21 protein-coding genes are annotated in these 23,663 nt (G+C 65.0%); 11 read left to right on the top strand and 10 right to left on the bottom strand.

All coding sequences use genetic code 11. The features are described from left to right. Positions 1 to 4: 4 nt before the first annotated feature. The 4 genes from WS46_RS00845 (at position 5) to WS46_RS00830 (ending at position 5,859) form a co-directional block, all read left to right on the top strand. Positions 5 to 445, top strand: coding sequence for a thioredoxin family protein (locus WS46_RS00845; protein WP_059689045.1), 441 nt, complete (start codon positions 5 to 7; stop codon positions 443 to 445). Between the two features lie 147 nt (positions 446 to 592). Next, positions 593 to 2,545 (top strand): molecular chaperone DnaK, encoded by a 1,953-nt coding sequence (gene dnaK, locus WS46_RS00840; RefSeq protein WP_059535415.1) that lies wholly within the window; start codon positions 593 to 595, stop codon positions 2,543 to 2,545. Positions 2,546 to 2,798: 253 nt separating this feature from the next. Continuing rightward, positions 2,799 to 3,935, top strand: a complete 1,137-nt coding sequence (gene dnaJ, locus WS46_RS00835) for a molecular chaperone DnaJ (protein WP_059535417.1) — start codon at positions 2,799 to 2,801, stop codon at positions 3,933 to 3,935. Between the two features lie 4 nt (positions 3,936 to 3,939). Further along, positions 3,940 to 5,859: a chorismate-binding protein gene (locus tag WS46_RS00830; RefSeq protein WP_059689044.1), complete on the top strand. Its 1,920-nt coding sequence runs from the start codon at positions 3,940 to 3,942 to the stop codon at positions 5,857 to 5,859. Positions 5,860 to 5,994: 135 nt separating this feature from the next. Here WS46_RS00830 and panB read toward each other — a convergent pair whose 3' ends face one another. Genes panB through hda form a run of 6 tightly spaced genes read right to left on the bottom strand, consistent with a single transcriptional unit; the run spans position 5,995 to position 11,080 of the window. After that, the gene (panB, locus tag WS46_RS00825; RefSeq protein ID WP_059535421.1) at positions 5,995 to 6,810 is read right to left on the bottom strand and encodes a 3-methyl-2-oxobutanoate hydroxymethyltransferase; all 816 of its coding nucleotides are present in this window, start codon (positions 6,808 to 6,810) and stop codon (positions 5,995 to 5,997) included. A gap of 44 nt (positions 6,811 to 6,854) precedes the next feature. Continuing rightward, positions 6,855 to 7,541, bottom strand: a complete 687-nt coding sequence (locus WS46_RS00820) for a deoxynucleoside kinase (protein ID WP_059465459.1) — start codon at positions 7,539 to 7,541, stop codon at positions 6,855 to 6,857. Continuing rightward, complete coding sequence (gene folK / locus WS46_RS00815; RefSeq protein ID WP_059535422.1) at positions 7,538 to 8,080, bottom strand: 2-amino-4-hydroxy-6-hydroxymethyldihydropteridine diphosphokinase; 543 nt, start codon at positions 8,078 to 8,080, stop codon at positions 7,538 to 7,540. The genes WS46_RS00820 and folK overlap by 4 nt, the downstream gene beginning before the upstream one ends. A 35-nt stretch (positions 8,081 to 8,115) precedes the next feature. Beyond that, positions 8,116 to 9,651: a polynucleotide adenylyltransferase PcnB gene (pcnB, locus tag WS46_RS00810; RefSeq protein WP_059535424.1), complete on the bottom strand. Its 1,536-nt coding sequence runs from the start codon at positions 9,649 to 9,651 to the stop codon at positions 8,116 to 8,118. Between the two features lie 5 nt (positions 9,652 to 9,656). Continuing rightward, positions 9,657 to 10,334, bottom strand: coding sequence for an HAD family phosphatase (locus tag WS46_RS00805; RefSeq protein ID WP_059535426.1), 678 nt, complete (start codon positions 10,332 to 10,334; stop codon positions 9,657 to 9,659). 11 nt (positions 10,335 to 10,345) lie between these two features. Then, on the bottom strand, positions 10,346 to 11,080 hold the full coding sequence (gene hda, locus WS46_RS00800) for a DnaA regulatory inactivator Hda (protein ID WP_006760485.1): 735 nt from the start codon (positions 11,078 to 11,080) through the stop codon (positions 10,346 to 10,348). Between the two features lie 247 nt (positions 11,081 to 11,327). On the opposite strand from hda, the gene purM reads away from it, so the two are divergent. After that, a complete protein-coding gene (gene purM, locus WS46_RS00795; RefSeq protein ID WP_059689043.1) occupies positions 11,328 to 12,383 on the top strand; it encodes a phosphoribosylformylglycinamidine cyclo-ligase in 1,056 nt (351 codons plus the stop codon). A 192-nt stretch (positions 12,384 to 12,575) separates the two neighbouring features. Here the strand turns inward: purM and WS46_RS00790 are convergent, their stop codons facing one another. Beyond that, the gene (locus tag WS46_RS00790; RefSeq protein WP_059689042.1) at positions 12,576 to 13,238 is read right to left on the bottom strand and encodes an FMN-dependent NADH-azoreductase; all 663 of its coding nucleotides are present in this window, start codon (positions 13,236 to 13,238) and stop codon (positions 12,576 to 12,578) included. Positions 13,239 to 13,351: 113 nt separating this feature from the next. On the opposite strand from WS46_RS00790, the gene WS46_RS00785 reads away from it, so the two are divergent. Then, complete coding sequence (locus WS46_RS00785; RefSeq protein WP_059689041.1) at positions 13,352 to 14,203, top strand: LysR substrate-binding domain-containing protein; 852 nt, start codon at positions 13,352 to 13,354, stop codon at positions 14,201 to 14,203. A gap of 124 nt (positions 14,204 to 14,327) precedes the next feature. On the opposite strand, the gene miaA is transcribed toward WS46_RS00785, so the two are convergent. Both miaA and mutL read right to left on the bottom strand, forming a co-directional pair. Further along, complete coding sequence (miaA, locus tag WS46_RS00780) at positions 14,328 to 15,305, bottom strand: tRNA (adenosine(37)-N6)-dimethylallyltransferase MiaA (protein WP_059689040.1); 978 nt, start codon at positions 15,303 to 15,305, stop codon at positions 14,328 to 14,330. Continuing rightward, positions 15,302 to 17,293: a DNA mismatch repair endonuclease MutL gene (gene mutL, locus WS46_RS00775; protein WP_059689039.1), complete on the bottom strand. Its 1,992-nt coding sequence runs from the start codon at positions 17,291 to 17,293 to the stop codon at positions 15,302 to 15,304. The genes miaA and mutL overlap by 4 nt, the downstream gene beginning before the upstream one ends. Before the next feature lie 171 nt (positions 17,294 to 17,464). Here mutL and WS46_RS00770 point away from each other — a divergent pair, with 171 nt between their 5' ends. Beyond that, positions 17,465 to 18,148 (top strand): DedA family protein, encoded by a 684-nt coding sequence (locus WS46_RS00770; protein ID WP_059689132.1) that lies wholly within the window; start codon positions 17,465 to 17,467, stop codon positions 18,146 to 18,148. A gap of 166 nt (positions 18,149 to 18,314) precedes the next feature. On the opposite strand, the gene WS46_RS00765 is transcribed toward WS46_RS00770, so the two are convergent. After that, a complete protein-coding gene (locus tag WS46_RS00765; protein ID WP_059535436.1) occupies positions 18,315 to 19,127 on the bottom strand; it encodes a mechanosensitive ion channel family protein in 813 nt (270 codons plus the stop codon). A gap of 715 nt (positions 19,128 to 19,842) precedes the next feature. Here WS46_RS00765 and WS46_RS00760 point away from each other — a divergent pair. From WS46_RS00760 to WS46_RS00745, 4 genes are read left to right on the top strand one after another with little or no spacing between them, the layout of a single operon-like run. Next, positions 19,843 to 21,009, top strand: a complete 1,167-nt coding sequence (locus WS46_RS00760; protein WP_059689038.1) for a polysaccharide biosynthesis/export family protein — start codon at positions 19,843 to 19,845, stop codon at positions 21,007 to 21,009. A 6-nt stretch (positions 21,010 to 21,015) separates the two neighbouring features. Next, complete coding sequence (locus WS46_RS00755) at positions 21,016 to 21,831, top strand: ABC transporter permease (protein WP_059689037.1); 816 nt, start codon at positions 21,016 to 21,018, stop codon at positions 21,829 to 21,831. Further along, the gene (locus WS46_RS00750) at positions 21,828 to 22,490 is read left to right on the top strand and encodes an ABC transporter ATP-binding protein (RefSeq protein WP_059689036.1); all 663 of its coding nucleotides are present in this window, start codon (positions 21,828 to 21,830) and stop codon (positions 22,488 to 22,490) included. Before WS46_RS00755 ends, WS46_RS00750 begins: the two co-directional genes overlap by 4 nt. Continuing rightward, positions 22,487 to 23,659, top strand: a complete 1,173-nt coding sequence (locus WS46_RS00745; RefSeq protein ID WP_257129895.1) for a chain-length determining protein — start codon at positions 22,487 to 22,489, stop codon at positions 23,657 to 23,659. The genes WS46_RS00750 and WS46_RS00745 overlap by 4 nt, the downstream gene beginning before the upstream one ends. The last annotated feature ends 4 nt before the right edge of the window (positions 23,660 to 23,663 follow it).

Raw genomic sequence — 23,663 nt, 5'->3', positions numbered from 1 at the left:
CGCAATGGTTCCCGCCGGCGTCGATCCGGCCGCGTTCGAAGCGTTCGACATGCAGGCGCTGGCGGCCGACACGTTCGACGCCGGGATCGCCAGCGCCGGCGATGCGCTCGCGGTGATGTTCTTCTGGGGCGTCGACTGCTTCAACTGCGAGATCGCGAAGAAGGCGATGCTCGCCCAGCCGGACGCGATCCGCGCGCTGGACCTGAAGTGGTTCCATTGCAACGTGTACGAACATCATGAGTTGGGGCGCCGCTTCGGCCTGCACGGCGTGCCGACGTGGGTCTTTTTCCACCGTGGCAAGCGGCTCGGCCGCGCGACCGGCTGGCATGGCCTCGCGCAGTTCCAGGCGGCGGTGTCGGCGGCGCGCGCGAAGATCGCCGCGGCGGCCGGCACGCCGTCGGACCGCGACGACGGTCCGCACGATCCGGCTACCGGCGTCGATTGAAAAAATTTAATATCCGCATCGCTCGGCGGGTCTTGAAAACGGATCGGCCGGACGCATTTCGGGAACAGAGTTGAATTCTGGCGCGCGAAACTGCCCAAAAACGCGGGGTTTCGCGCAGCAAACAGGCATTTCTGGAGATTAGGAAAAATGGGAAAGATCATCGGTATCGACCTCGGCACCACGAACTCGTGCGTCGCCATCATGGAAGGCAACCAGGTCAAGGTCATCGAGAACTCGGAAGGCACGCGCACGACGCCGTCGATCATCGCCTACATGGACGATAACGAAGTGCTCGTCGGCGCACCGGCCAAGCGTCAGTCCGTGACCAACCCGAAGAACACGCTGTTCGCGGTGAAGCGCCTGATCGGCCGCCGTTTCGAAGAGAAGGAAGTCCAGAAGGACATCGGCCTGATGCCGTACGCGATCATCAAGGCCGACAACGGCGACGCATGGGTCGAAGCGCACGGCGAGAAGCTGGCGCCGCCGCAGGTTTCGGCGGAAGTGCTGCGCAAGATGAAGAAGACGGCCGAAGACTACCTCGGCGAGCCGGTCACGGAAGCCGTGATCACGGTGCCGGCGTACTTCAACGACAGCCAGCGTCAGGCAACCAAGGACGCCGGCCGTATCGCGGGCCTCGAAGTCAAGCGGATCATCAACGAGCCGACGGCGGCCGCGCTCGCGTTCGGCCTCGACAAGGCCGAGAAGGGCGACCGCAAGATCGCCGTGTATGACCTCGGCGGCGGCACGTTCGACGTGTCGATCATCGAGATCGCGGACGTCGACGGCGAAATGCAGTTCGAAGTGCTGTCGACCAACGGCGACACGTTCCTCGGCGGCGAGGACTTCGACCAGCGCATCATCGATTACATCATCGGCGAGTTCAAGAAGGAGCAGGGCGTCGACCTGTCGAAGGACGTGCTCGCGCTGCAGCGCCTGAAGGAAGCCGCTGAAAAGGCGAAGATCGAGCTGTCGTCGAGCCAGCAGACCGAAATCAACCTGCCGTACATCACGGCCGACGCATCGGGTCCGAAGCACTTGAACCTGAAGATCACCCGCGCGAAGCTGGAAGCGCTGGTCGAGGATCTGGTCGAGCGCACGATCGAACCGTGCCGTATCGCGATCAAGGACGCCGGTGTCAAGGTGTCGGACATCGACGACGTGATCCTGGTCGGCGGCCAGACCCGCATGCCGAAGGTGCAGGAGAAGGTGAAGGAGTTCTTCGGCAAGGATCCGCGCCGTGACGTGAACCCGGACGAAGCCGTCGCAGTCGGCGCGGCGATCCAGGGCCAGGTCCTGTCGGGCGACCGCAAGGACGTCCTGCTGCTCGACGTGACCCCGCTGTCGCTCGGCATCGAGACGCTCGGCGGCGTGATGACGAAGATGATCAACAAGAACACGACGATCCCGACGAAGCACGCACAGGTGTATTCGACGGCGGACGACAACCAGTCGGCCGTGACGATCAAGGTGTTCCAGGGCGAACGCGAGATGGCGGCAGGCAACAAGCTGCTCGGCGAGTTCAACCTCGAAGGCATTCCGCCGTCGCCGCGCGGCGTGCCGCAGATCGAAGTGACCTTCGACATCGACGCGAACGGCATCCTGCACGTCGGCGCGAAGGACAAGGCGACCGGCAAGGAAAACAAGATCACGATCAAGGCGAACTCGGGCCTGTCCGACGCTGAAATCGACCAGATGATCAAGGACGCGGAAGCGAACGCAGCGGAAGACCACAAGCTGCGCGAGCTGGCTGATTCGCGCAACCAGGGCGACGCGCTGGTCCACAGCACGAAGAAGGCGCTCACCGAGTACGGCGACAAGCTGGACGCGGGCGAGAAGGAAAAGATCGAAGCGGCGCTGAAGTCGCTCGAGGACGTGCTGAAGGATACGTCGGCCGACAAGGCGGCGATCGACGCGAAGGTCGAGGAACTCGGTCAGGCTTCGCAGAAGCTCGGCGAAAAGATGTACGCCGACATGCAGGCGCAGCAGGCCGGTGCGGCCGGCGCGGCGGGTGCAGCGGAAGGCGCGGCCCACGCGGGCGGTGCGCAGCAGGCTGCGGACGACGTCGTCGACGCCGAGTTCAAGGAAGTGAAGAAGGACTAAGCCGGGTTGCCATGGCACCGCACGCCGCGCGCGACACGCGCGCGGCGCGGCTGAACAGCGGTCTGTCTTTCCTTCCGGATGGCCGGATCGACTCCACGCCTGGCGGGCTTCGCGGCCCTCCGGGCACATTTGTTTTTTGGCGGGTGCTGCGCGAGCCGTCCGCGGACGGCGCAGCGCCAGACGAGTCGAGAGACTTTACTGCGGGCGAAAGGAGCCGCCGCGTGCGTGACGCGCGACGGCACAGCGAATCGATATGGCGAAACGGGATTACTACGAGGTTCTGGGCGTCGCGAAGAATGCGAGCGACGACGAAATCAAGAAGGCGTATCGCAAGCTTGCGATGAAGTATCACCCTGACCGCAATCCGGACAGCAAGGATGCGGAAGAGCATTTCAAGGAAGCGAAGGAAGCCTATGAAATGCTGTCGGACGACCAGAAGCGCGCGGCGTACGACCAGTACGGCCACGCGGGCGTCGATCCGAACATGGGTGGTGCGGGCGGACAGGGTTTCGGCGGCTTCGCGGATGCGTTCGGCGACATCTTCGGCGACATCTTCGGTCAGGCCGCGGGCGGTGCCGCGCGTGGCGGCCGCGGCGGTCCGCAGGTGTATCGCGGTGCCGACCTGCGCTACAGCATGGAAATCACGCTCGAGCAGGCCGCGCACGGCTACGACACGCAGATCCGCGTGCCGAGCTGGGTGTCGTGCGAAGTCTGTCACGGGTCGGGCGCGAAGCCCGGCACGAAGCCGGAAACCTGCCCGACTTGCCACGGCCAGGGCACGGTGCGCATGTCGCAGGGCTTCTTCAGCATCCAGCAGACCTGCCCGAAGTGTCACGGCACCGGCACCTACATTCCCGAACCGTGCGCGCACTGCCACGGGTCGGGCAAGGTGAAGGAAACCAAGACGCTCGAAGTGAAGATCCCGGCCGGCATCGACGACGGGATGCGGATCCGCTCGGCCGGCAACGGCGAGCCGGGCATCAACGGCGGGCCGCCGGGCGACCTGTACGTCGAGATCCACATCAAGCCGCACTCGGTGTTCGAGCGCGACGGCGACGATCTTCACTGCCAGATGCCGATTCCGTTCACGACCGCCGCACTCGGCGGCGAGATCGAGGTGCCGACGCTGGCCGGCCGTGCGACGTTCCCGGTGCCGGAAGGCACGCAGTCGGGCAAGACGTTCCGCCTGCGCGGCAAGGGGATCAAGGGTCTGCGTTCGAGCATCGCGGGCGATCTGTACGTACACGTGCAGGTCGAGACGCCCGTGAAGCTGACCGACCAGCAGCGCGACCTGCTCAAGCAGTTCGAGAAGTCGCTGGCCGAGGGCGGTGCGCGTCACAGCCCGCAGAGCAAGAGCTGGTTCGACCGGGTGAAGAGCTTCTTCGAGTAACGGCATGACTGAAGGCAACGAGAGCGCGTCGTTCGCGCTCTTGGACGATTGCGACTCGACCGCGTCCGCGCGGTCGAGTCGTTTGTATTCCGGTTTCGTGCGCGAACGCGTGTGCACGGATCCGGCACGGCTCGACGAGCTCGACGCGGCGGTGGCGCAGGATCTGCGCGACGGGCTGCATGCGGTCGTCGTCGGCGATTACGAATTCGGACGCAACCTCGAAAGAGCGCAGCCGGGCCATGCCCCGCTGCGCTTTTTGCTGTATGCGCGCTGCGAGCGCCTGTCGCGCGACGAAGTCGACGCGTGGCTCGCGCAGCAGGACGGCGGCGGCCCGCCGTCGATCGCGGGCGTCGCGCACGTCGCGAAGAGCGTGTCGCGCGACGCGTTCGACGCGGCGATCGCCGCGGTGCACGACGCGCTGCGCGCGGGCGATTCGTACCAGATCAACTACACGTACCGGCTGAATTTCGACATGTTCGGCACGCCGCTCGCGCTGTACCGGCGGCTGCGCGCGCGTCAGCCGGTGCGTTATGGCGCGCTGATCGCGCTGCCCGACGGTGCGTGGGTCGTGTCGTGCTCGCCGGAGCTGTTCGTCGAGAAGCACGGCGACGTGCTGCGCGCGCGGCCGATGAAAGGCACGGCGCCGCGCTCGGCCGATCCGCGCGACGACGCGGCGGCCGCCGCGTTCCTCGCGAACGATCCGAAGAACCGCGCGGAAAACGTGATGATCGTCGACCTGCTGCGCAACGACGTGTCGCGGATCGCGCGCACGGGCACGGTCAGGGTGCCGGCGCTGTTCTCGGTCGAACCGTACGCGTCGGTATGGCAGATGACGTCGACGGTCGAGGCCGGCTGGCGCGACGGCACCACGTTCGCGCAGATGCTGCGCGCGCTGTTTCCGTGCGGATCGATCACCGGTGCGCCGAAGCACAAGACGATGGAACTGATCGACGCGATCGAGTCGACGCCGCGCGGGCTCTATACGGGCGCGATCGGCTGGCTCGACGCACCGACGGAACGCGCATCGGCAGGCGATGCGTCGCCCGACGATGCGGCCGGCTGCGGCGATTTCTGCCTGTCGGTCGCGATCCGGACGCTGACGCTCGAGACGGTCGATGTCGATGCCGCCGCAACGATCGACACGCGTGACGCGGCAACGGCCGCCGTCGGCCGGCGGCGCGGCACGATGGGTGTCGGCGCGGGCATCGTGCTCGACAGCGTCGCCGCCGACGAATATGCGGAGTGCGAATTGAAAGCGCGATTCCTGACCGACGCCGATCCCGGCTTCCAGTTGTTCGAAACCACTGCCGCGACGCGTGCGGACGGCATCCGGCATCTCGAGCGCCATCTCGCGCGGCTGCGGCGCAGCGCGGACGCATTCGGCTTCCGCCTCGACGCCGATGCGTTGCGCCGCGAGATCGACGCGCGCTGCGCGGCACTCGACGGCGACGGTCCGTACCGGATGAAGCTCGCGCTCGCGAAGGATGGCACCGTCGACATCACGGCCGCGACGCTGAAACCGCTGCCCGCCGGGCCGGTCGGCGTGATGCTCGCGTCCGCGCACGGCTTTGCACCGACCCGCACGGACGACGCGCTGCTGTTGCACAAGACGACGCGCCGCGCCGAATACGACCGCGCATGGCAGGCGGCGGAGGCGCTTGGCGGCTTCGACATGCTGTTCGTCAACGAGCGCGGCGAGGTGACGGAAGGCGGGCGCTCGAATCTGTTCGTGAAGCTCGGCGGCCAGTGGGTGACCCCGCCGCTGTCGAGCGGCGTGCTGCCGGGCGTGATGCGCGGCGTGCTGCTCGACGACCGCACATTCGGCGCCGAGGAGCGCGTCGTCACGCTCGACGATCTGGCGCGCGCCGAGGCGCTGCTGCTGACCAATGCACTGCGCGGCGCGCTCGATGCGGTATTGAAATGACGCGATGAACGACGGGGCCGCGTGCCGGAAGAACCGGCACCGCTGACCTTCGGCAACACGGCATCCAAAGAAAAAGCGCGGCGCCCCGCAAAGGGTGCCGCGCTTTTTTCGTATCGAACGGGCGCCGGCCGCGCGTCAGAACGAGTGTTCCGGGCCCGGGAACGTGCCGTCCTTCACCGCGCTCACGTACGCCTCGACGGCCGCCTGGATGTTCGGCTGGCCCTGCATGAAATCCTTCACGAAACGCGGGCGCTTGCCGGGGAAAATACCGAGCATGTCGTGCAGCACCAGTACCTGGCCCGAGCATTCGAGGCCCGCGCCGATGCCGATCGTCGGGATCTTCAGCATGTGCGTGACTTCGGACGCGACGAGCGTCGGCACCGCTTCGAGCACCACGAGCTGCGCGCCCGCGTCCTCGACCGCGCGCGCATCGCGCAGCAGCTGCGCGGCGCCGGCTTCCGTGCGGCCCTGCACCTTGAAGCCGCCGAACGCGTGAACCGACTGCGGCGTGAGGCCGAGGTGCGCGCACACCGGCACCGAGCGTTCGACGAGGAAGCGGATCGTGTCGGCGAGCCATTCGCCGCCTTCGAGCTTGACCATCTGCGCGCCGGCGCGCATCAGCGTGACCGCGTTTGCGAACGCCTCCGCCGGCGTGCCGTACGTGCCGAACGGCAGATCGGCAACGACGAGCGCGCGCGGCTGCGCACGCGCGACGCATGCGGTGTGGTACGCGATGTCGTCGATCGACACGGGGAGCGTGGTGGTGTGGCCCTGCAGCACGTTGCCGAGCGAGTCGCCGATCAGCAGCACGTCGGTGCCGGCGCGATCGAGCAGCGCGGAAAAGCTCGCGTCGTAGCAGGTGAGCATCGCGATCTTCTCGCCGGCTTCGCGCATTGCCTGCAGCTTGGGCACAGTGACGGCAGGCCGGCTCGATTCCTGGAGATAGGTCATGGGAAATCCGGTTCGATGGGGGAGGAACGACGGGCGAGGACGCGTCAGCGCGTCGTTTCGCCCTTGACGAAGAATTCCTTGCGGCCGCGCATCGTGTCGATGCGCTCGATCAGCAGAGCGAGGTCTTCGGGGGAGTCTTGCGGGTTCAGGTGTTCGGCTGCGACCGTGAGCACCGGCGTGCGGTCGTAGTGATAGAAGAATTCGTTGTACGCATCGACGAGCGAGCGCAGGTACGCGTCGCTGATCTGCAGCTCCATCGGCAGCCCGCGCTTCTGGATGCGCGAGAACAGCACTTCGGGGCTCGCCTGCAGATAGACGACGAGATCGGGCGCGGGGGCCTGCGGAACGTCGAGGTGCGTCGCGATCGACCGGTACAACTGCCATTCGTCTTCCGGCAGGTTCAGCCGCGCGAAGATGTCGTTCTTCTGCGGCATGAAATCGGCGACGACCGGCCGGCCCGTATCGAGCGCGCCGATCAGTTCGCGTGCCTGCTGCGCGCGCTGCAGCGCGAACGACAGCTGCGCGGGCAGCGCGTAGCGCGCGGTGTCGCGATAGAAGCGTTCGAGGAACGGGTTGTCCTGCGGGCGCTCGAGCAGCGTCTGCATCGACCAGCGCTCGGCGAACAGGCGCGCGAGCGTCGTCTTGCCGACGCCGATCGGCCCTTCGATCACCAGATAGCGATGCGGGGCGCGCAGGTCGGGCGCGGTGACGGTCAGCGGAGTGATGTTCATCGGCAGCGGTTCTTGTCGGCGTCAGCGCCGGCGGCAAGGGCCTTCTGCATCAGGCACTGACAGGTCTGCACCTTCTCGACGCGCTGATCCGCGACGGAGGCGAGGTACGCATCGGCGCGGCCGCGCGCGGGGATGTCGAGCGCGGGCTCGATCTCGACGAGCGGCACGAGCGCAAATGCGCGATCGGTGAGGCGCGGATGCGGGACGATCAGGTCGGGTTCGTCGATCGAATCCGTGCCGAACAGCAGGATGTCGAGGTCGAGCGTGCGCGGCGCGTTGCGATACGGGCGCTCGCGCCCGAAGTGATGTTCGATCTTCTGGCAGAGCGCGAGCAACTCACGGGCCGACAGCGTCGTGTCGAGCTTGACGACGCAATTGTAGTAATCGTCGCCGCCCGCTTCGAAGGGCGCCGTGCGATACAGGCTCGATTTGCCGAGGATCGAGATGGTGCGCTGCTGCGCGAGGCACACCACCGCGTCCTTCAGGGTCTGGCGCGCATCGCCGAGATTCGCCCCCAGTCCGATATATGCAACCGTCATGGCATCACTTCCTACGTCGTTCGCCGGCGAGCGCGTCAGTCGTCGGAACCGCCCGCGGTGTCCGGCGCCTGCTCGGCGGCGCCTTCGCCCGGCTTGCGATTTCGCGCACCGCCGCGGCGGCGCCGCTTGCGGGGCGATTTTTCCTTCGAGCCGCCCTGCGTGAGGAGTGCCTCGCGCGCGGCCGCGTCGCCTTCGATGAAATCCGTCCACCACTGTCCGACTTCCGCATCGAGCTCGCCGGATTCGCAGCGTAACAGGAGGAAATCATACCCCGCTCTAAACCTTTGGTGTTCCAGCAGCCGCATCGCGCTGCGGCCCGAGCGTTTTTCGAGGCGCAGCTGCAGGCCCCAGATCTCGCGCATGTCGGCCGAGTAGCGCTTGTGGATCGCGAGTTTCTCGGTCTGCATGTCGATCACGTCGTCCATCGCGCGATGGAGCGCCGGCACCGGGAATTCGCCTTCCGCCGAGTATTGCTCGAAGCGCTGGCGCATGTCGTGCCACAGCAGCGTCGCGAACAGGAAGCCCGGCGACACCGTCTTGCCGGCGCGCACGCGCGCGTCGGTGTTGTTCAGCGCGAGCGTGATGAACTTCTCGCCCTGCGGTTGTTCGAGCACGACGTCGAGGAGCGGCAGCAGCCCATGGTGCAGGCCTTCCTTGCGCAGCTGCTTCAGGCATGCGAGCGCGTGGCCCGACAGCAGCAGCTTCAGCATTTCGTCGAACAGGCGCGCGGCCGGCACGTTGTTGATCAGGTCGGCGAGCGCGTTGATCGGCTCGCGCGTGTGCGGCTCGATCTCGAAGCCGAGCTTCGCCGCGAAACGCACGACGCGCAGCATCCGCACCGGATCCTCGCGATAGCGCGTGGCCGGGTCGCCGATCATCCGCAGCAGACGGGCGCGCATGTCGGCCATCCCGTCGTGGTAGTCGAGCACCGTCTGCGTCGACGGGTCGTAATACATCGCGTTGATCGTGAAGTCGCGGCGCGCGGCGTCTTCGTGCTGTTCGCCCCACACGTTGTCGCGCAGCACGCGGCCGCTGGCGTCCACCGCATGCGTGCGGCGATCGAGTTCGTCGCGCTTCAGGCGCTTCGGCGGCTCGGCCGCGGCGGCTTCGGGCGGGGCGTCGACCAGGGCGCGGAACGTCGACACCTCGATCAGTTCCTGGCCGAACTGCACGTGGACGATCTGGAAGCGGCGGCCGATCAGGCGCGCGCGGCGGAACAGGCGCTGCACCTCGGTCGGCGTCGCGTCGGTCGCGACGTCGAAGTCCTTCGGTGCGATGCCGAGCAGCAGGTCGCGCACCGCGCCGCCGACGATGAACGCGCGAAAGCCCGCCTGCTGCAGCGTGTCGGTCACGCGTACGGCATTGCGCGAGATCAGCGACGGATCGATCTGATGCACGCTGGCCGGCACGACGGTCGGTTCGTGATTGCTGCGCGGCTTCCTGGCGGTGCTGCCGCGGCTACCCTTCGCGGGGCGCTGGGCAGGGGCCGTGTCGGCGGCGGGCGCCTCGACGGGCGACGTTTGTTCGGCGCCGTCCTGGCCGAGCAGCTTGCGAATGAATTTTTTGATCACGACGTTCAGAAGAGATCGAGGATGCGCCAGCCGCGGTCGCTTGCATGCGCACGCAGCGTGTCGTCGGGGTTGGTCGCGATCGGGTCGGTGACTTTCTCGAGCAACGGGATGTCGTTGTGCGAGTCGCTATAGAAGTAGCTGTGTTCGAAGTCGTCCCAGTGCTTGCCGAGCGACGCGAGCCACGCTTCGGTGCGCACGATCTTGCCCTCGCGATAGCTCGGCGTGCCGGTCGGCCGGCCCGTGTACGGCGAATCGGGGTGCCCGTCGGTCGTTTCGACCTCGCAGGCGATCAGCGTGTCGACGCCGAACGCGGTCGCGATCGGACGCGTGATGAACTCGTTGGTCGCGGTCACGACGCAGCACAGGTCGCCGGCATCGATGTGCTTGCGCACGAGTTCGAGCGCGGCGGGTGTCATCGCGGGGCGGATCACCTCGTGCATGTACTGCTCGTGCCATTCGGCGAGCTGCGCGCGCGAATACTTCGCGAGCGGCGTGAGCATCGCGCACAGGTACGCATGGATGTCGAGCTTGCCGGCCTTGTAGTCGGCGAAGAACTGATCGTTCTGACGCGAGAAGCTTTCCGCGTCGACGATGCCGAGCTTCACCATGAAGCGGCCCCATTCGTGGTCGCTATCGGTCGGGATCAGCGTGTGATCGAGGTCAAAGAGTGCCAGATTAGTCATGGATGCGCATTTTACTCGAAGCGGTTCGGGCCTGTGCCCGGTGGTGCGATGTCGTCGCCGGGGCGGGCCAGCATCCGGCGCAGCAGCGGCAGCGTGACGGCGCGCTTCTGCTCGAGCGAGAAGCGGTCGAGCGCGTCGAGCAGCGCCATCAGGCTCGGCATGTCGCGGCGGAAATGGGTCAACAGGTAGGCGGCGATGTCGTCGGTGAGCGCGATCCCGCGCTCCTTCGCCGCGAGCTTCAGCACGGCGATCTTGCCGGCATCGGACGGCGGCGACAGGTGAAACACGAGCCCCCAGCCGAGGCGCGTGCGCAGATCCTCGCGCACGTCGAGCGCGAGCGGCGCCGCGGGACCCGCCGCGACGAACGCGCTCGACGGGTGCGCGCGGACCTCGTTGAACAGGTTGAACAGCGCGACCTGCTGCGTGTCGCTCATCCGGTCGCAGTCGTCGATCGCGTAGATGCCGATGCGCGGGTCGAACGTGAACGCGCCGAGCGGGCTTTGCGGCGTCAGGTAGCGCGCGTAGCCGTACGACGCGTCGCTCACGAGCGCCTGCAGCAGGTGGGTGCGGCCGCTGCCGGGCTCGCCCCAGATATAGAACGACCGGTCCGGCACGGGCCCCGCCGCGAGCGCGAGGTCGAGCTTCTGGAGCCGCGAGATGAGCTCGTCGTTCTCCTCATTCATGATGAAGTTGTCGAACGTGGCGGGCGGCGGCGTGCCGAGATCGAGCGTCAGTTGACGGGACACAACAGTCACAATGCGGGTCGGTTGATGAAACGCGCGCCGTACGCCGGGCACGCGCGGGGGGCTGCTCCGGTGCCTGCACACGCGGCCGCACGCACGGCGGCGCGCGGGTTTCGGCGCGGCTCGCGTGGCGATGAAAACGGGGACGTGTCGACCAAGATGCAATCCCTGACGATTCGGTGCTGGGAATTCCGGCCAACGGGCCGGCTTCGGGTAAAATCGCATTTTACCGACCTTCTCGCATTCCCCCATGAATCCTCCGAAATCCGCTCCCGACGCTCAGGGTCTGTCCTACCGCGACGCAGGCGTCGACATCGACGCAGGCGACGCGCTCATCGACAAGATCAAGCCTTTTGCGAAGAAAACCCTGCGCGACGGCGTGCTCGGCGGCATCGGCGGGTTCGGCGCGCTGTTCGAAGTGCCGAAGAAGTACAAGGAGCCCGTGCTCGTGTCGGGCACCGACGGCGTGGGCACCAAGCTCAAGCTGGCCTTTCATCTGAACAATCACGACACCGTCGGCCAGGACCTGGTGGCGATGAGCGTGAACGACATCCTCGTGCAGGGTGCCGAGCCGCTGTTCTTCCTCGACTACTTCGCGTGCGGCAAGCTCGATGTCGACACGGCCGCAACGGTCGTCAAGGGCATCGCGCACGGCTGCGAACTGTCGGGCTGCGCGCTGATCGGCGGCGAGACGGCCGAAATGCCGGGCATGTACCCGGACGGCGAATACGATCTGGCCGGTTTCGCGGTCGGCGCGGTCGAGAAGAGCAAGATCATCGACGGCAGCACGATCGCCGAAGGCGACGTGGTGCTCGGCCTTGCCTCGAGCGGCATCCACTCGAACGGCTTCTCGCTCGTGCGCAAGATCATCGAGCGCGCGAACCCCGACCTGTCCGCCGATTTCCACGGCCGTTCGCTGGCCGACACGCTGATGGCGCCCACGCGCATCTACGTGAAGCCGCTGCTCGCGCTGATGCAGAAGCTGTCGGTGAAGGGCATGGCCCACATCACCGGCGGCGGCCTCGTCGAGAACATTCCGCGCGTGCTGCGCGAAGGCCTCACGGCCGAGCTCGACCAGAACGCGTGGCCGCTGCCGCCGCTGTTCAAGTGGCTGCAGGAGCACGGCGGCGTCGCCGACGCCGAAATGCACCGCGTGTTCAACTGCGGGATCGGGATGGCCGTGATCGTCGCGGCGGCCGATGCCGACGCAGCGATCGCCGACCTGACGGCCGCCGGCGAGCAGGTATGGAAGATCGGCACCGTGCGTGCAAGCCGTGAAGGCGAGGCGCAGACGGTCGTGGTCTGACGCACCGCACGCAAGATGCAGCAAGGAAAGCCGCCCGGAGTCGATCCGGGCGGCTTTTTTTTCGGTTCTTCGAGGATTCCCGGAGGACGCGACGCGAATCTCCGGGGAGAAGGACTCCCCGTCCCGGGATACCCTTAAGCCCGACGCTCGATGACCTTGACGGCGTTGTTGATGCTTCCAGCCATGGCCAGTTCAGCCATCAACCGAAGCCGAAGCGGATGATGAAGCTGCGTGTGCCAGCGTCACTGCCTGTTCGCGCGCAGCCTCTCTGCCCGCGTGATCGACTTCAGGTCCAAACAGCGTTTTCTCGACGATGATCGATTCGATGTCGGTGATACCGATGAAGCGCAGCCACGCTTCAAGAAACGGCCGCTGAAAGTCGAACGACTCGGCGGGCGTGCTCGATTGCCTCGAATAATCGAGGCCTCTCGCGTAGATCACGACTGCTTTCTTGCCGTTCAGCAATCCCGCTAACCCACGCTCGTCGAATGAGAAGAGGAGGCCGCGGTGGGACACGGCGTCGATGAAATGCTTGAGCTTGTAGGGGATGGAGAAATTCCACAGCGGCACGGAGAACAGCAGCGTATCCGCGTCGTGCATCCGCTGCGCGAGCTGCCGGAAACCTGCCCACGCTTGTTGCTGGCCTTCACTGAGCGGCGTGCCGCTCAAGTCCGCGTATTTGGCATCGAGCGCATCGCCGTCGAGTTCCGGTAATGGCGTCGCCCAGAGGTCGAGCACGTCGACCCGATGCTCCGGATGCGCGTCGCGCCAGGCTTCCAGATACGCGTGCGCAACGTCGCGTGATGCGGACCGCGACTTGCGCGGAGAAGATTCGATATGCAGCAAGGTCGACATGGAACGGCTCCTGACGGGTTGACGGCCCTCATCAGAACATAGTTCGATTCGAAATATAAACGAAGTATCATCGCGCTATTCAGTAGCGTTCGCACTGTATTGCGGGACATCTCATGTTCGATACCGTTTTGTTGCGCTCTTTCGTGACCGTCGTCCAGGAAGGCGGATTCACGCATGCCGCGGCCCGTCTGAATCTGACGCAGTCTGCCGTCAGCGCGCATCTTCGGCGCCTGGAAAAACAGATCGGCCGTGACCTGCTCGTGCGCACCACGCGCTCGGTCACGCTCACGGTGGACGGCGAACTGCTGCTGGGTTACGCGCGCGCCATCCTCGCGCTCAATCAGGACGCGCGGGCGCAACTGCTGCGCGAACCGAGTGCGGGCACGATCCGCGTGGGTCTGTCGGAAGACCTCGCCAATGTCAGGCTGATGCACGTGATGCAGGCGTTTGCCGCGCGGTACCCGCGCATCGCGTTCAGCATCCGGGTCGGTATCCCGGGCGAATTGCTCCAGGCGCTGGATCACGGCGAGCTGGATGTGGTGATGGGTGGACGCTGCCACGGCGGCCCCACCGGACGCGTGCTCTGGCGCGAGCCGCTTGTGTGGGCCGGTGCGGATTGGGCGCCGCTCACGCCGGGTGTACCGGTGCCGATCGCGCTGCTGCCGGAACCCTGCCCGTATCGCGAGGCCTCGCTGGCAGCACTGGCCCGCGCGGGCGTGGATTACCGGATCGTGCTGGTGTGCCCGAGTGGCGCCGGCCTGTGCGCCGCCGCGCACGCGGGCTTTGCGGTGACGCCAATCGTGCATACACAACTGGCGCACGGCTTGCGTGCGATCCCCCCGGATGCCGGCCTGCCGGCCCTGCCCGATGTCGAGTTCACGATGTTTGCGGCGCCCGGCGCGTCGGACAGGGTTGTTGATGAACTGGGCAACGCGATCGTGTTGGCATTCGCCCACAACGGATGACCACGGTCATCGCGGCGACAGAGTCGGGATCTTCGCGGCCAGAGGCACAAGCCGTCATCGGTTCACGAAATTCCGCGAAGAGCTTCTTTCCGGGGCAGGGGCGATGCGGGCCGATGGGGCTCCGTTAGCGATCCTCGATACGGCCGTCCAGCACGCGCTCGAGCGCATCGACCGCGCGGTCGGTCGAATCCGGCGCGACGCAGTCGACGACGATCCGCTTCGGCATCGCGCGCAGCCACGTGATCTGCCGTTTGCACAGCTGGCGCGTCGCGAAGATGCCTTTGTCGCGCATGGTCCGGAAATCGGTGTCGCCGTCGAGGAATTCCCATGCCTGCCGGTAGCCGACGCAGCGCATCGACGGCAGGCCGAGATGCAGATCCTCGCGGCGGCGCAGCCGTTCGACTTCGTCGATGAAGCCCGCGTCGAGCATCGCGTCGAAACGTTGCGCGATGCGCGCGTGCAGCACCGCGCGGTCCGACGGCTCGAGCGCCACCGGGACGAAGCGGTACGCGGCGGCGGCATCGTCCGCGCGGCGCGGTGCGGCGAGCAGCGCCGACATCGGCTGCCCGCTCAGCAGGAACACTTCGAGCGCGCGCTGGATCCGCTGCGAATCGTTCGGCGCGAGCCGTGCGGCCGTCGCCGGGTCGACCTGCGCGAGCCGCGCATGGAGTGCCGGCCAGCCGTCGCGCGCGGCGTCGGCATCGAGCTCGGCGCGCACGGCCGGATCGGCGGTCGGCAGATCGTTGAGGCCCTGCGTCAGCGCCTTGTAGTACAGCATCGTGCCGCCCGCGAGCAGCGGCGTGCGGCCGCGCGCGGCGATCTCGCCGATCACGCGCAGCGCGTCCGCTCGGAATTCGGCCGCCGAATAGGCGTCGGCCGGGTCGATGATGTCGATCAGGTGGTGCTGCACGCTCGCGCGCTCGTCGCGCGTCGGTTTCGCGGTGCCGATATCCATGCCGCGGTAGACGAGCGCGGAATCGACGCTGACGATCTCGATCGGACGGCGCGCGGCAAGCGCCAGCGCCGCGGCCGTCTTGCCCGATGCGGTGGGGCCGAGCAGGCAGGCGATCGTCGTTGGGCGGGACTGCGGTGAAGCGTTCATTGGCCGCGCATGAAGAGACGGTCGAGATCGTTCAGCGTGAGCTGATACCACGTCGGCCGGCCGTGATTGCACTGGTCCGCGCGTTCGGTCGCTTCCATCTGGCGCAGCAGCGCGTTCATCTCGTCGAGCGTCAGGCGCCGGTTCGCGCGCACCGCGTGGTGACACGCGAGCGTGCCGAGCAGCTCGTGCTGGCGCTCTGTGAGCACGCGCGAGCCGCCGAACGCGTGCAGGTCGGCGAGCACCGCGCGCGCGAGCGACTGCAAGTCGGCGTCCTTCAGCAGCGCGGGCACCGCGCGGATCGCGAGCGTCGTCGGCGACAGCACCGCGAGATCGAAGCCGAGCGATTCGAGCGTGTCGCGTTCTTCCTCGACCGTGCCGATCTCGACCGGCGTCGCCGTCATCGATATCGGCAGCAGCAGCGATTGCACCGCGACCGTGCGGTCGGCGAGCGCGTTCTTGAACTGTTCGTAGAGGATCCGTTCGTGCGCGGCGTGCATGTCGACGATCACGAGGCCGTGCGCGTTCTGCGCGAGCACGTAAATCCCGTGGATCTGGCCGAGCGCGAAGCCGAGCGGCTGCTCGTCGTGTACGGCGGCGCCAAGCGACGACGCGGCGAAGCCCGGCAGCGGCGCGACTGGCGCATTGGCTGCCTCGGCCGAATCGCGGGCGACGATCGTCGTGCCGTCCGGTGTGCCCGCACCCGTGTCCTTGCGGCCGAACAGCGCATCGTAGAGCGCGAGCGGTTGCGCGACCGGCAGCGTGCCCTGCGTCATGCGCGCCTGGCGCATCCACGTGTTGCCCGACGACGATGACGGCGGCGCCGAGAAGCCGCTGCCGCCCGTGCCGGTGGCCGCGCCCTGGCCGAGCGGCGTATTCAGGAACGACGCGGGGCCGCTCGGCGCCGGCGAGAGTTGCGCGGCATGGCCGCCCGCGGTGGTTTCCGGCGACGCGCCTGCGTGGCGCGCGAGTGCGCGTTGCACCGCGTGGAACACGTACTGGTGGATCGAGCGCGAATCGCGGAACCGCACCTCGATCTTCGACGGATGCACGTTCACGTCGACGGCTTCCGGCGGCAGGTCGAGGAACAGCACGTACGACGGGTAGCGATCGCCGTGGAGGACGTCCTCGTACGCCGCGCGTACCGCGTGCGTGAGCAGCTTGTCGCGCACGAAGCGGCCGTTGACGAAGAAGTATTGCTGGTCGGCGCGGCCGCGGCTCGCGGTCGGCAGGCCCGCGCAGCCGTAGACGGCGAGCGGCCCGGCCTGCTCGTCGAGCGGCAGGTGCGCGGTCGCGAAGCCGTCGCCGAGAATCTTCGCGACCCGCAGTGCGGGCTCGGTCGCGTTCCAGTGCTCGACGGCCTTGCCGTTGTGCAGCACCGAGATCGCGACGTCCGGCCGCGCGAGCGCCGCGCGGCGGATCATTTCGAGGCAGTGGCCGAACTCGGTCTGCTCGCTTTTCAGGAACTTGCGGCGCGCGGGCGTGTTGAAGTACAGCTCGCGCACCTCGATCGTCGTGCCGACCGCGCCGGCGGCCGGCGACAGCGCGCCCGTGGTCGCGTCGATCTTCGTCGCATGCGCGACGTCGGCCGTGCGGCTCGTGATCGACATTTCGGCGACCGACGCGATCGACGCGAGGGCTTCGCCGCGAAAACCCAGCGTCGCGACCGCCTCGAGCTCCTCGAGCGAGCGGATCTTGCTCGTCGCGTGACGCATCAGCGCGAGCGGCAGTTCGGCGGGCGGGATTCCGCAGCCGTCGTCGGTGATCGAGATGCGCTTGACGCCGCCTTCCTCGAGCACGATGCGCAGCGTCGTCGCGCCGGCGTCCATCGCGTTTTCGAGCAGCTCCTTGACGACCGACGCCGGGCGTTCGACGACCTCGCCGGCCGCGATCTGGCTGATCAGCTGGTCGGGCAGGGGCTGGATCGCGCGCAGCGGGCGCGGAGCAGGGGCGGGCGCGGCGCCCGCGGCCGTTTCGGTGATTTCGGACATGGCCGAATTATAGCGAGGCGGCGGAGGCGTGCCGGGCCGCGGCCGGTTACGTTTTTTCACGGAGCCTTAAGGTAGTTTCGGTATGATGGCTCCGTTCCGCGCGCCGCCTTGTCCGGCGGGCACTTCCGCTTTTTCGGCCGTTCCGGCCCTTTCGCCTTCGAGGAATCGCATTTGGATACGCTGCTTCATTTCGTCAACCTGGTCCTGCATATCGACGCGTTCCTCGGCGACTTCATCCGGCAGTACGGTGCGTGGGTGTATCTGGTGCTGTTCCTGATCGTGTTCTGCGAGACGGGGCTCGTCGTGCTGCCGTTCCTGCCGGGCGATTCGCTGCTGTTCATCGGCGGCGCGTTCGCGGCGACGGGCGACATGAACGTCGGCGGGCTGATCGTGCTGCTGCTGGTCGCGGCAATTGCCGGCAATACCGTCAACTACCTGATCGGCCGCTGGATCGGGCCGAAGGTGTTCAATACGCATATCCCGGTGCTCGAGCGCTTCCTCGATCGCGCGGCGCTGCAGAAGACCCACATGTTCTACGACAAGCACGGCGGCAAGACGATCGTGCTCGCGCGCTTCATCCCGGTCGTGCGCACGTTCGCGCCGTTCGTCGCCGGCGCGTCGTCGATGAGCGTCGCGCGCTTCCAGTTGTTCAACGTGATCGGCGCGCTGGTCTGGGTGCTGCTGCTGGTGCTGCTCGGCTACTTCTTCGGCAATATTCCGTTCATCCGCCAGTATCTGAACGTGATCGTGCTGGCCGGGATCGGTGCGGCGATCGTGCCGGTTGCGCTGGGCGCGCTGTGGAAGCTGGTGCGCGGCCGGCGATCGGGCGATACGCCGAACGCGGGCGGCCACTGAGCCGAACGTCTTCGCTTCGGCGCAATAAAAAAGCGTGGCGGCTGCCACGCTTTTTTTTCGTCCGTGCGGTCCGGCCGATTGCCGAGTGGCGGTATCGGCCGTTCCGGCTGCTCGACGCAGGCTGCTTCAGCCAGAATCCGGCGGGCCGTCGGGCGCCATCGTTCCGTCAGGTCGTGCGATGAAAGATCGGCGTTTCGGGCGTCGGGTATTGCGCGTCGCGGAACGTCTCGAGAATCACGCGATTGGTATCGCAGTACACCTGCCAGTAGTTCTCCGGCTGCGTCGACGGACGCACGAACAGCAGCGGGCCTTCCGGCGTGAACTGCAGCACGCCGACGTCCGGCGCCGGCTGAGGCAGCACGTTCGGGATCTGCTGGATCTGCGACTTCAGGCGGTTGATCGCATCGACCGCATCCACGCCGTTCGCGATCTTGGCGGTCAGGTCGACGCGGCGATGCGGCGTCGCGCTGTAGTTCGAGATGTTGTCCGAGAAGATCTTGTTGTTGCCGACGATCGTCACGATGTTGTCGGCGGTGATGATCGTCGTGCCGAACAGACCGAGTTCCTTCACCGTGCCGGTGACGCCGCCCGCGCTGACCACGTCGCCGATCTTGAACGGCCGCAGCACCTGCATGAACACGCCGGCGGCGAAGTGGGCGAGCAGGCCGCCCCAGGCGGTGCCGATCGCGAGGCCGAGGCCGGCGAGCAGCGCGGCGAACGACGTGGTCTGCACGCCGAAGATCTGCAGGATCGCGAGGATCAGCAGGATCGTCAGCAGCACGCTGACGACCGAGGTCAGATAGTCGGTGAGCGTCGGGTCGACCTTGCCGCTGCGGCGCACGACCTTACCGAGCAGGCGCGTGGCGATGCGGATCGCCCAGCGGCCGACGAACCACAACACGATCGCGGCGAGGAGATTGAGGCCAAAGTCGAGGCCGCGGGTCATCAGGAATTGCTGGGCGGATTCCAGGTTCGGCATGAGGGCTCCAAGACGGGTTTAAAGAACGGCCTGCGGCCGATATTCGTCGCACGGTTATAACCGACCTGTGAGACCGAGACAACCGCCGCGCCTGCCTGGACGCCGGTATCGAAAACGTTTCAATCAGCGCGACGCACGCCGTTTGCCGCGACACGGGCATTGTTAATTCCGGAGTGCAATCCGAGTTAATTACCGCTTATTACCGTGAGATCGCGGATGCGGACTGATCCTATGGTTTTCGGACTGAATTCGGACATGTCCTACTTCCATGCGATAATGCCGGCGTTTGGGAGACCTGCGCTGTAAGTTGCGAGAACCTGAGCGGACAGTGCGATTGCCGGAGCGGGATCGACCACCCCGATAACAGGCGCAGACGGCCGGCTGGCAAGGCCGGGCGCGGTTTTAAGACGTGCCGTCGTTTCGGTTATTTCCCATGAATTTCTGAAGTTCGTTCGCCATCGAGCCTGAATCCGTGGCGGAAATTGACATGCAGTAACCATTTCTTCTGCTGTCACAGAGGGTGGGTTTGTTGCTTTTTCGGTCGCCAATGGCCGAAAGAATGCAAATTTAAGTGAAGAATTTTTGAGAGGTCGATGGCCTGATCGAGCCAATCGACTGATGAAAAAGCGGCCGGGTGTTCGGGGGGATGCGTTGATTGAACGCCCGGGAAATGACGCTGGCAAATCAATAGTAAAAAGTCTTGACCTCAAGATCCATGAAAAAGAGTTTATTGGCAATCTCCGTCCTTGCCGCTTTGGCGCTTTCGGGGTGTGGGACCTATCCGGATTGGATACCCGCTTCCGGTGCGTCTCGCCAGAAGGTGCAGCAGGCACCCGAGACCGGCGGGCGCATCGAAGGTATTCAACTGGTGGACGTCAACGACACGTTGGCGAGGAAGCTTGCCGATAGCAAGAAGCTGGGCCAGTTCGCGACCATTTTTCCGAGCGCGGTTACCAATAACTACTTGATCGGCCCGGGCGACGTCATCGAGGTGACGATCTGGGAGGCGCCGCCGGCGATGCTGTTCAGCACGCTGGCGCCCGCGCAGCCGATGACGACGGCCACGGCCAATAGCGTCACGTTGCCCAACCAGATGGTGGCCTCGGACGGCACGATCACCATCCCGTTCGCGGGGCGGATCGCCGTCAAGGGGCGGACGACCGAGCAGATCGAGGCGAGCATCGTCAGCCATCTCAAGGGCAAGGCAAATCTGCCGCAGGTGCTCGTCAGCGTCACCAAGAACAATGCATCGAACATCACGGTCGTGGGTGAGGTCAACACGAGCGCACTGATGCCGTTGACCCCGAAGGGCGAGCGTCTGCTCGATGCGCTGGCATTCGCCGGCGGCGTGAAGCAGTCGGTCAACCGCATGGCCGTGCAGCTTTCGCGAGGCAGTGTCACTGCAACGATGCCGCTCGATTCGGTCATTCGCGATCCGCGCCAGAACATCGTGCTCAAGCCGGGCGATGTCGTGACGGCGCTCTTCCAGTCGCAAAGCTTCTCGGTGTTGGGCGCGACGGGCAAGAACGACGAGATTCCGTTCGAGGCGCAAGGCATTTCGCTGGCCCAGGCGCTCGCGCGTTCGGGCGGTCTCAACGACAACCGTGCCGACGCGCGTGGCGTGTTCGTGTTCCGGTTCGAAGACGCGAAGCTGGTCGATGCGCAGGACAAGACGGTGAGGGCTGTCAATGGCACGGTGCCGGTGGTCTACGAGATCAACCTGCGGGATCCCGCCGCGTTCTTCGTGACGCAGAATTTCCCGATTCAGAATCATGACGTGATTTACGTCTCGAACTCGCCCGAGGTCGAGTTCAAGAAGTTCCTGACGCTCGTCGTGATGGTGGCCAGCCCGACGGCGACCATTAACCGGGAACTGGAGTAAGGCGCGATGTCGGCAAAGGTGCGTACTCCGTTCGAGGTCACGGTCTCCGTCTGGAGAGCCATGTTCCTGCGCGAGGCGCTGGATCGGTTGTTCGAGGCGCGTGCGGCGTGGTTGTGGTTGCTGATGGAGCCCGTGATTTATATCGCGATACACGCTTTCGGATATACGACTTTCCGGATCCACGAAGTCGGAGGAATTGCGATAACGATGTGGATCATCGCGGGATTCATTGGCTTCCTGCTCTGGCGGCGCACATGGATTCAGGTGTTGCACGGGATCGATTGCAACTACGCATTCTTTGTTTACCGGCAGGTAAAGCCGTTTGACGCGGCGATCGTGAGAGCGGTGCTGGAGCTTTTTTTGATGGTCCCGATCTCGATCATCATAATCGCGGCGGCGCTTGCTGCGGGGCGCGTGATAACACCTGACCTGCTCAATCCGATTTTGCTTCCGGCGGATCCGTTATTGGCTATCGCCAGTCTTCTGGGGTTGTGGTTGTTTGGCTTGGGGCTCGGCCTGGTAACGTCGGTGGCGATGAATTTCGTCCCCGAAGTGGATCACATTTTCAAGCTGTTTTATTTGCCGCTTTATTACATTTCCGGGGCTTTGTTTCCGATTATGTCGATACCGAATCCATATCGGGACATTCTGCTGATCAACCCGGTCGTGCATGGTCTGGAATTGGTGCGGACCGGCTTTTTGCCGTCGTATCACACGGCACCCGGAATCAGTCTGACTTATCTCTATGGGTGGGCTCTTGGCGCCATGTTATTAGGACTGGCGCTTTACCGTCGCTTTTCTAATAAGTTGGTGACGCGATGATCTGCATCGAGGACGTCCACAAGCGTTACATGACCGAGCACGGCGTCGGGAAATGGGTGCTGCGCGGGATTGACATGACGATCCCGCCAAAACAAAGCGTTGCACTGATCGGCGTGAACGGAGCAGGGAAGTCGACGTTATTGCGCATCATCGGTGGCGTCGACCATCCCACCAAGGGGCGCGTCGAGCGGCTGTGCCGTGTGTCCTGGCCGATGGGAGCGGGCGGGCTGGAGGGAACGCTGACCGGACGGCAGAACGCAAAATTTGTCTGCCGGATTCACGGTCGACAGGACGAACTTCGGGATCGGCTCGCCTTTATTCAGGATTTCGCCGAGCTGGGCGAGGCTTTCGACAGACCGGTTCAAACCTATTCGTCGGGGATGAGATCGCGTTTGCAATTTGCATTGTCGCTCGCATTCGACTTCGACGTATATATATCAGATGAGGTTACGGCTGCGGGTGACGCGAAGTTCCGAAAAAAAGCTGCGGACGCATTCAAGGGAAAAACAAGTCAGGCAAGCGTGATCATGGTTTCTCATGATGAAAGCACGCTTCGGCAGTTCTGTCAGTCCGGAATTTGGATAAACGAAGGTCGCGCTTCCTGGTTCGATGATCTCGACGAGGCATTGCGAGCGTACAAGGAAAGTATTTTTGCATGAAAAAGCAGCTATCCATTGGGGAAGAGGGCGGCGTCGCTCGGCTAGTGGCCATTTTCCGAAGGGCCAAGGATGTCGTGTGCTCTGTCAGGATTTTTAGGCTGGTTATCAAGCTGATTTTTATTTACGCGGTGCTGTCCATTCCGTACTGGTTGTTGATTGCGTCTGATCGTTACGTGTCCGAGGCTAACGTCATCATTCAGACAACCGATCAAATCAGTAATCCGGGCGTGGACGTATCTGCAATCGTCCCGGGTGCCGGTGGCCCGAATCGTGCCGATCAGTTGCTGCTGCGGGAGTATCTCTTGTCGCTCGATATGCTCAAGAAGCTTGATGCTTCTCTGGATTTGCGCTCGCATTTCAGCAGCTGGCGCCGGGATCCCATTTCACGGATGTGGTTCAAGAATGCACCGACCGAATGGTTCTATCAGTATTGGTTGTCGCGCGTCGACGTTCAGTACGATGACTATAGCGGGGTATTGCATATTCGAGCGCAGGCATACGATCCCGATATGTCGCAGGCGATCGTCAAACTGATGGTTCGCGAGGGCGAGGCCCACATGAATCAGATCGGTCATCAACTGGCGCAATCGCAAGTCGACTTCCTGTCGAGGCAAGTGACCGCGGCGCACGATCGGCTTCTGGATGCAACGCATACCGTAATCGACTTTCAGAACCGCAAAGGCCTGGTCGCTCCGCAGGCAACGGTGGAGAGTCTGAACGCGATCATCGACAAGCTCGAAGCGCAAAAGACCGATGTTCAGACTCAGCTGTCGGCACTGCCGGCATCCCTGAGTCCGAACCAGCCTACGGTCGTGATGCTCAGGAATACGCTCAATGCGCTTGAGCAGCAGATCGCGCAGAAGCGCGCCGAACTTGCTTCTCCGTCGAGGAAAACGCTCAACTACACCGTCGAGGAGTTCCAGCGCCTCCAAATGCAGGTTGGATTCGCTCAGGATCTGTACAAGACGGCCTTGTCCGCATTGGAGAAGGGGCGAATGGATGCTGCCCGGACCTTGAAAATGGTTTCGATCATTCAGACGCCGACCAAGCCGGGTTATCCGACGGAGCCGGGGCGGCTCTACAACGCCTTTGTCACGTTGCTGGTTGCGGCCGCGCTGGCCGGAGTGGTGAAGCTGCTGGAAAGCATCATCATGGATCACGTGGATTGAGATC

The sequence above is a fragment of the Burkholderia sp. RF4-BP95 genome, assembly GCF_001521985.1.
GTDB classification, from domain to species: Bacteria; Pseudomonadota; Gammaproteobacteria; order Burkholderiales; family Burkholderiaceae; genus Burkholderia; species Burkholderia diffusa.
This window is presented reverse-complemented; position numbering and strand designations above follow the sequence as displayed.

Excerpts from the sequence above, each read along its gene's own strand:
- WS46_RS00790 (WP_059689042.1), bottom strand. The coding sequence starts at position 13,238 with ATGTCGACCTTGCTGCATATCGAATCTTCTCCGCGCAAGTCGCGGTCC.
- panB (WP_059535421.1), bottom strand. The coding sequence starts at position 6,810 with ATGACCTATCTCCAGGAATCGAGCCGGCCTGCCGTCACTGTGCCCAAG.
- WS46_RS00820 (WP_059465459.1), bottom strand. The coding sequence starts at position 7,541 with ATGAACATCACTCCGCTGACCGTCACCGCGCCCGACCTGCGCGCCCCG.
- dnaK (WP_059535415.1), top strand. The coding sequence starts at position 593 with ATGGGAAAGATCATCGGTATCGACCTCGGCACCACGAACTCGTGCGTC.
- WS46_RS00755 (WP_059689037.1), top strand. The coding sequence starts at position 21,016 with ATGTCGGCAAAGGTGCGTACTCCGTTCGAGGTCACGGTCTCCGTCTGG.
- purM (WP_059689043.1), top strand. The coding sequence starts at position 11,328 with ATGAATCCTCCGAAATCCGCTCCCGACGCTCAGGGTCTGTCCTACCGC.
- folK (WP_059535422.1), bottom strand. The coding sequence starts at position 8,080 with ATGACGGTTGCATATATCGGACTGGGGGCGAATCTCGGCGATGCGCGC.
- WS46_RS00845 (WP_059689045.1), top strand. The coding sequence starts at position 5 with ATGGTTCCCGCCGGCGTCGATCCGGCCGCGTTCGAAGCGTTCGACATG.
- dnaJ (WP_059535417.1), top strand. The coding sequence starts at position 2,799 with ATGGCGAAACGGGATTACTACGAGGTTCTGGGCGTCGCGAAGAATGCG.
- WS46_RS00745 (WP_257129895.1), top strand. The coding sequence starts at position 22,487 with ATGAAAAAGCAGCTATCCATTGGGGAAGAGGGCGGCGTCGCTCGGCTA.
- WS46_RS00805 (WP_059535426.1), bottom strand. The coding sequence starts at position 10,334 with ATGACTAATCTGGCACTCTTTGACCTCGATCACACGCTGATCCCGACC.
- WS46_RS00765 (WP_059535436.1), bottom strand. The coding sequence starts at position 19,127 with ATGCCGAACCTGGAATCCGCCCAGCAATTCCTGATGACCCGCGGCCTC.
- WS46_RS00785 (WP_059689041.1), top strand. The coding sequence starts at position 13,352 with ATGTTCGATACCGTTTTGTTGCGCTCTTTCGTGACCGTCGTCCAGGAA.
- WS46_RS00760 (WP_059689038.1), top strand. The coding sequence starts at position 19,843 with ATGAAAAAGAGTTTATTGGCAATCTCCGTCCTTGCCGCTTTGGCGCTT.
- WS46_RS00830 (WP_059689044.1), top strand. The coding sequence starts at position 3,940 with ATGACTGAAGGCAACGAGAGCGCGTCGTTCGCGCTCTTGGACGATTGC.
- miaA (WP_059689040.1), bottom strand. The coding sequence starts at position 15,305 with ATGAACGCTTCACCGCAGTCCCGCCCAACGACGATCGCCTGCCTGCTC.
- mutL (WP_059689039.1), bottom strand. The coding sequence starts at position 17,293 with ATGTCCGAAATCACCGAAACGGCCGCGGGCGCCGCGCCCGCCCCTGCT.
- WS46_RS00750 (WP_059689036.1), top strand. The coding sequence starts at position 21,828 with ATGATCTGCATCGAGGACGTCCACAAGCGTTACATGACCGAGCACGGC.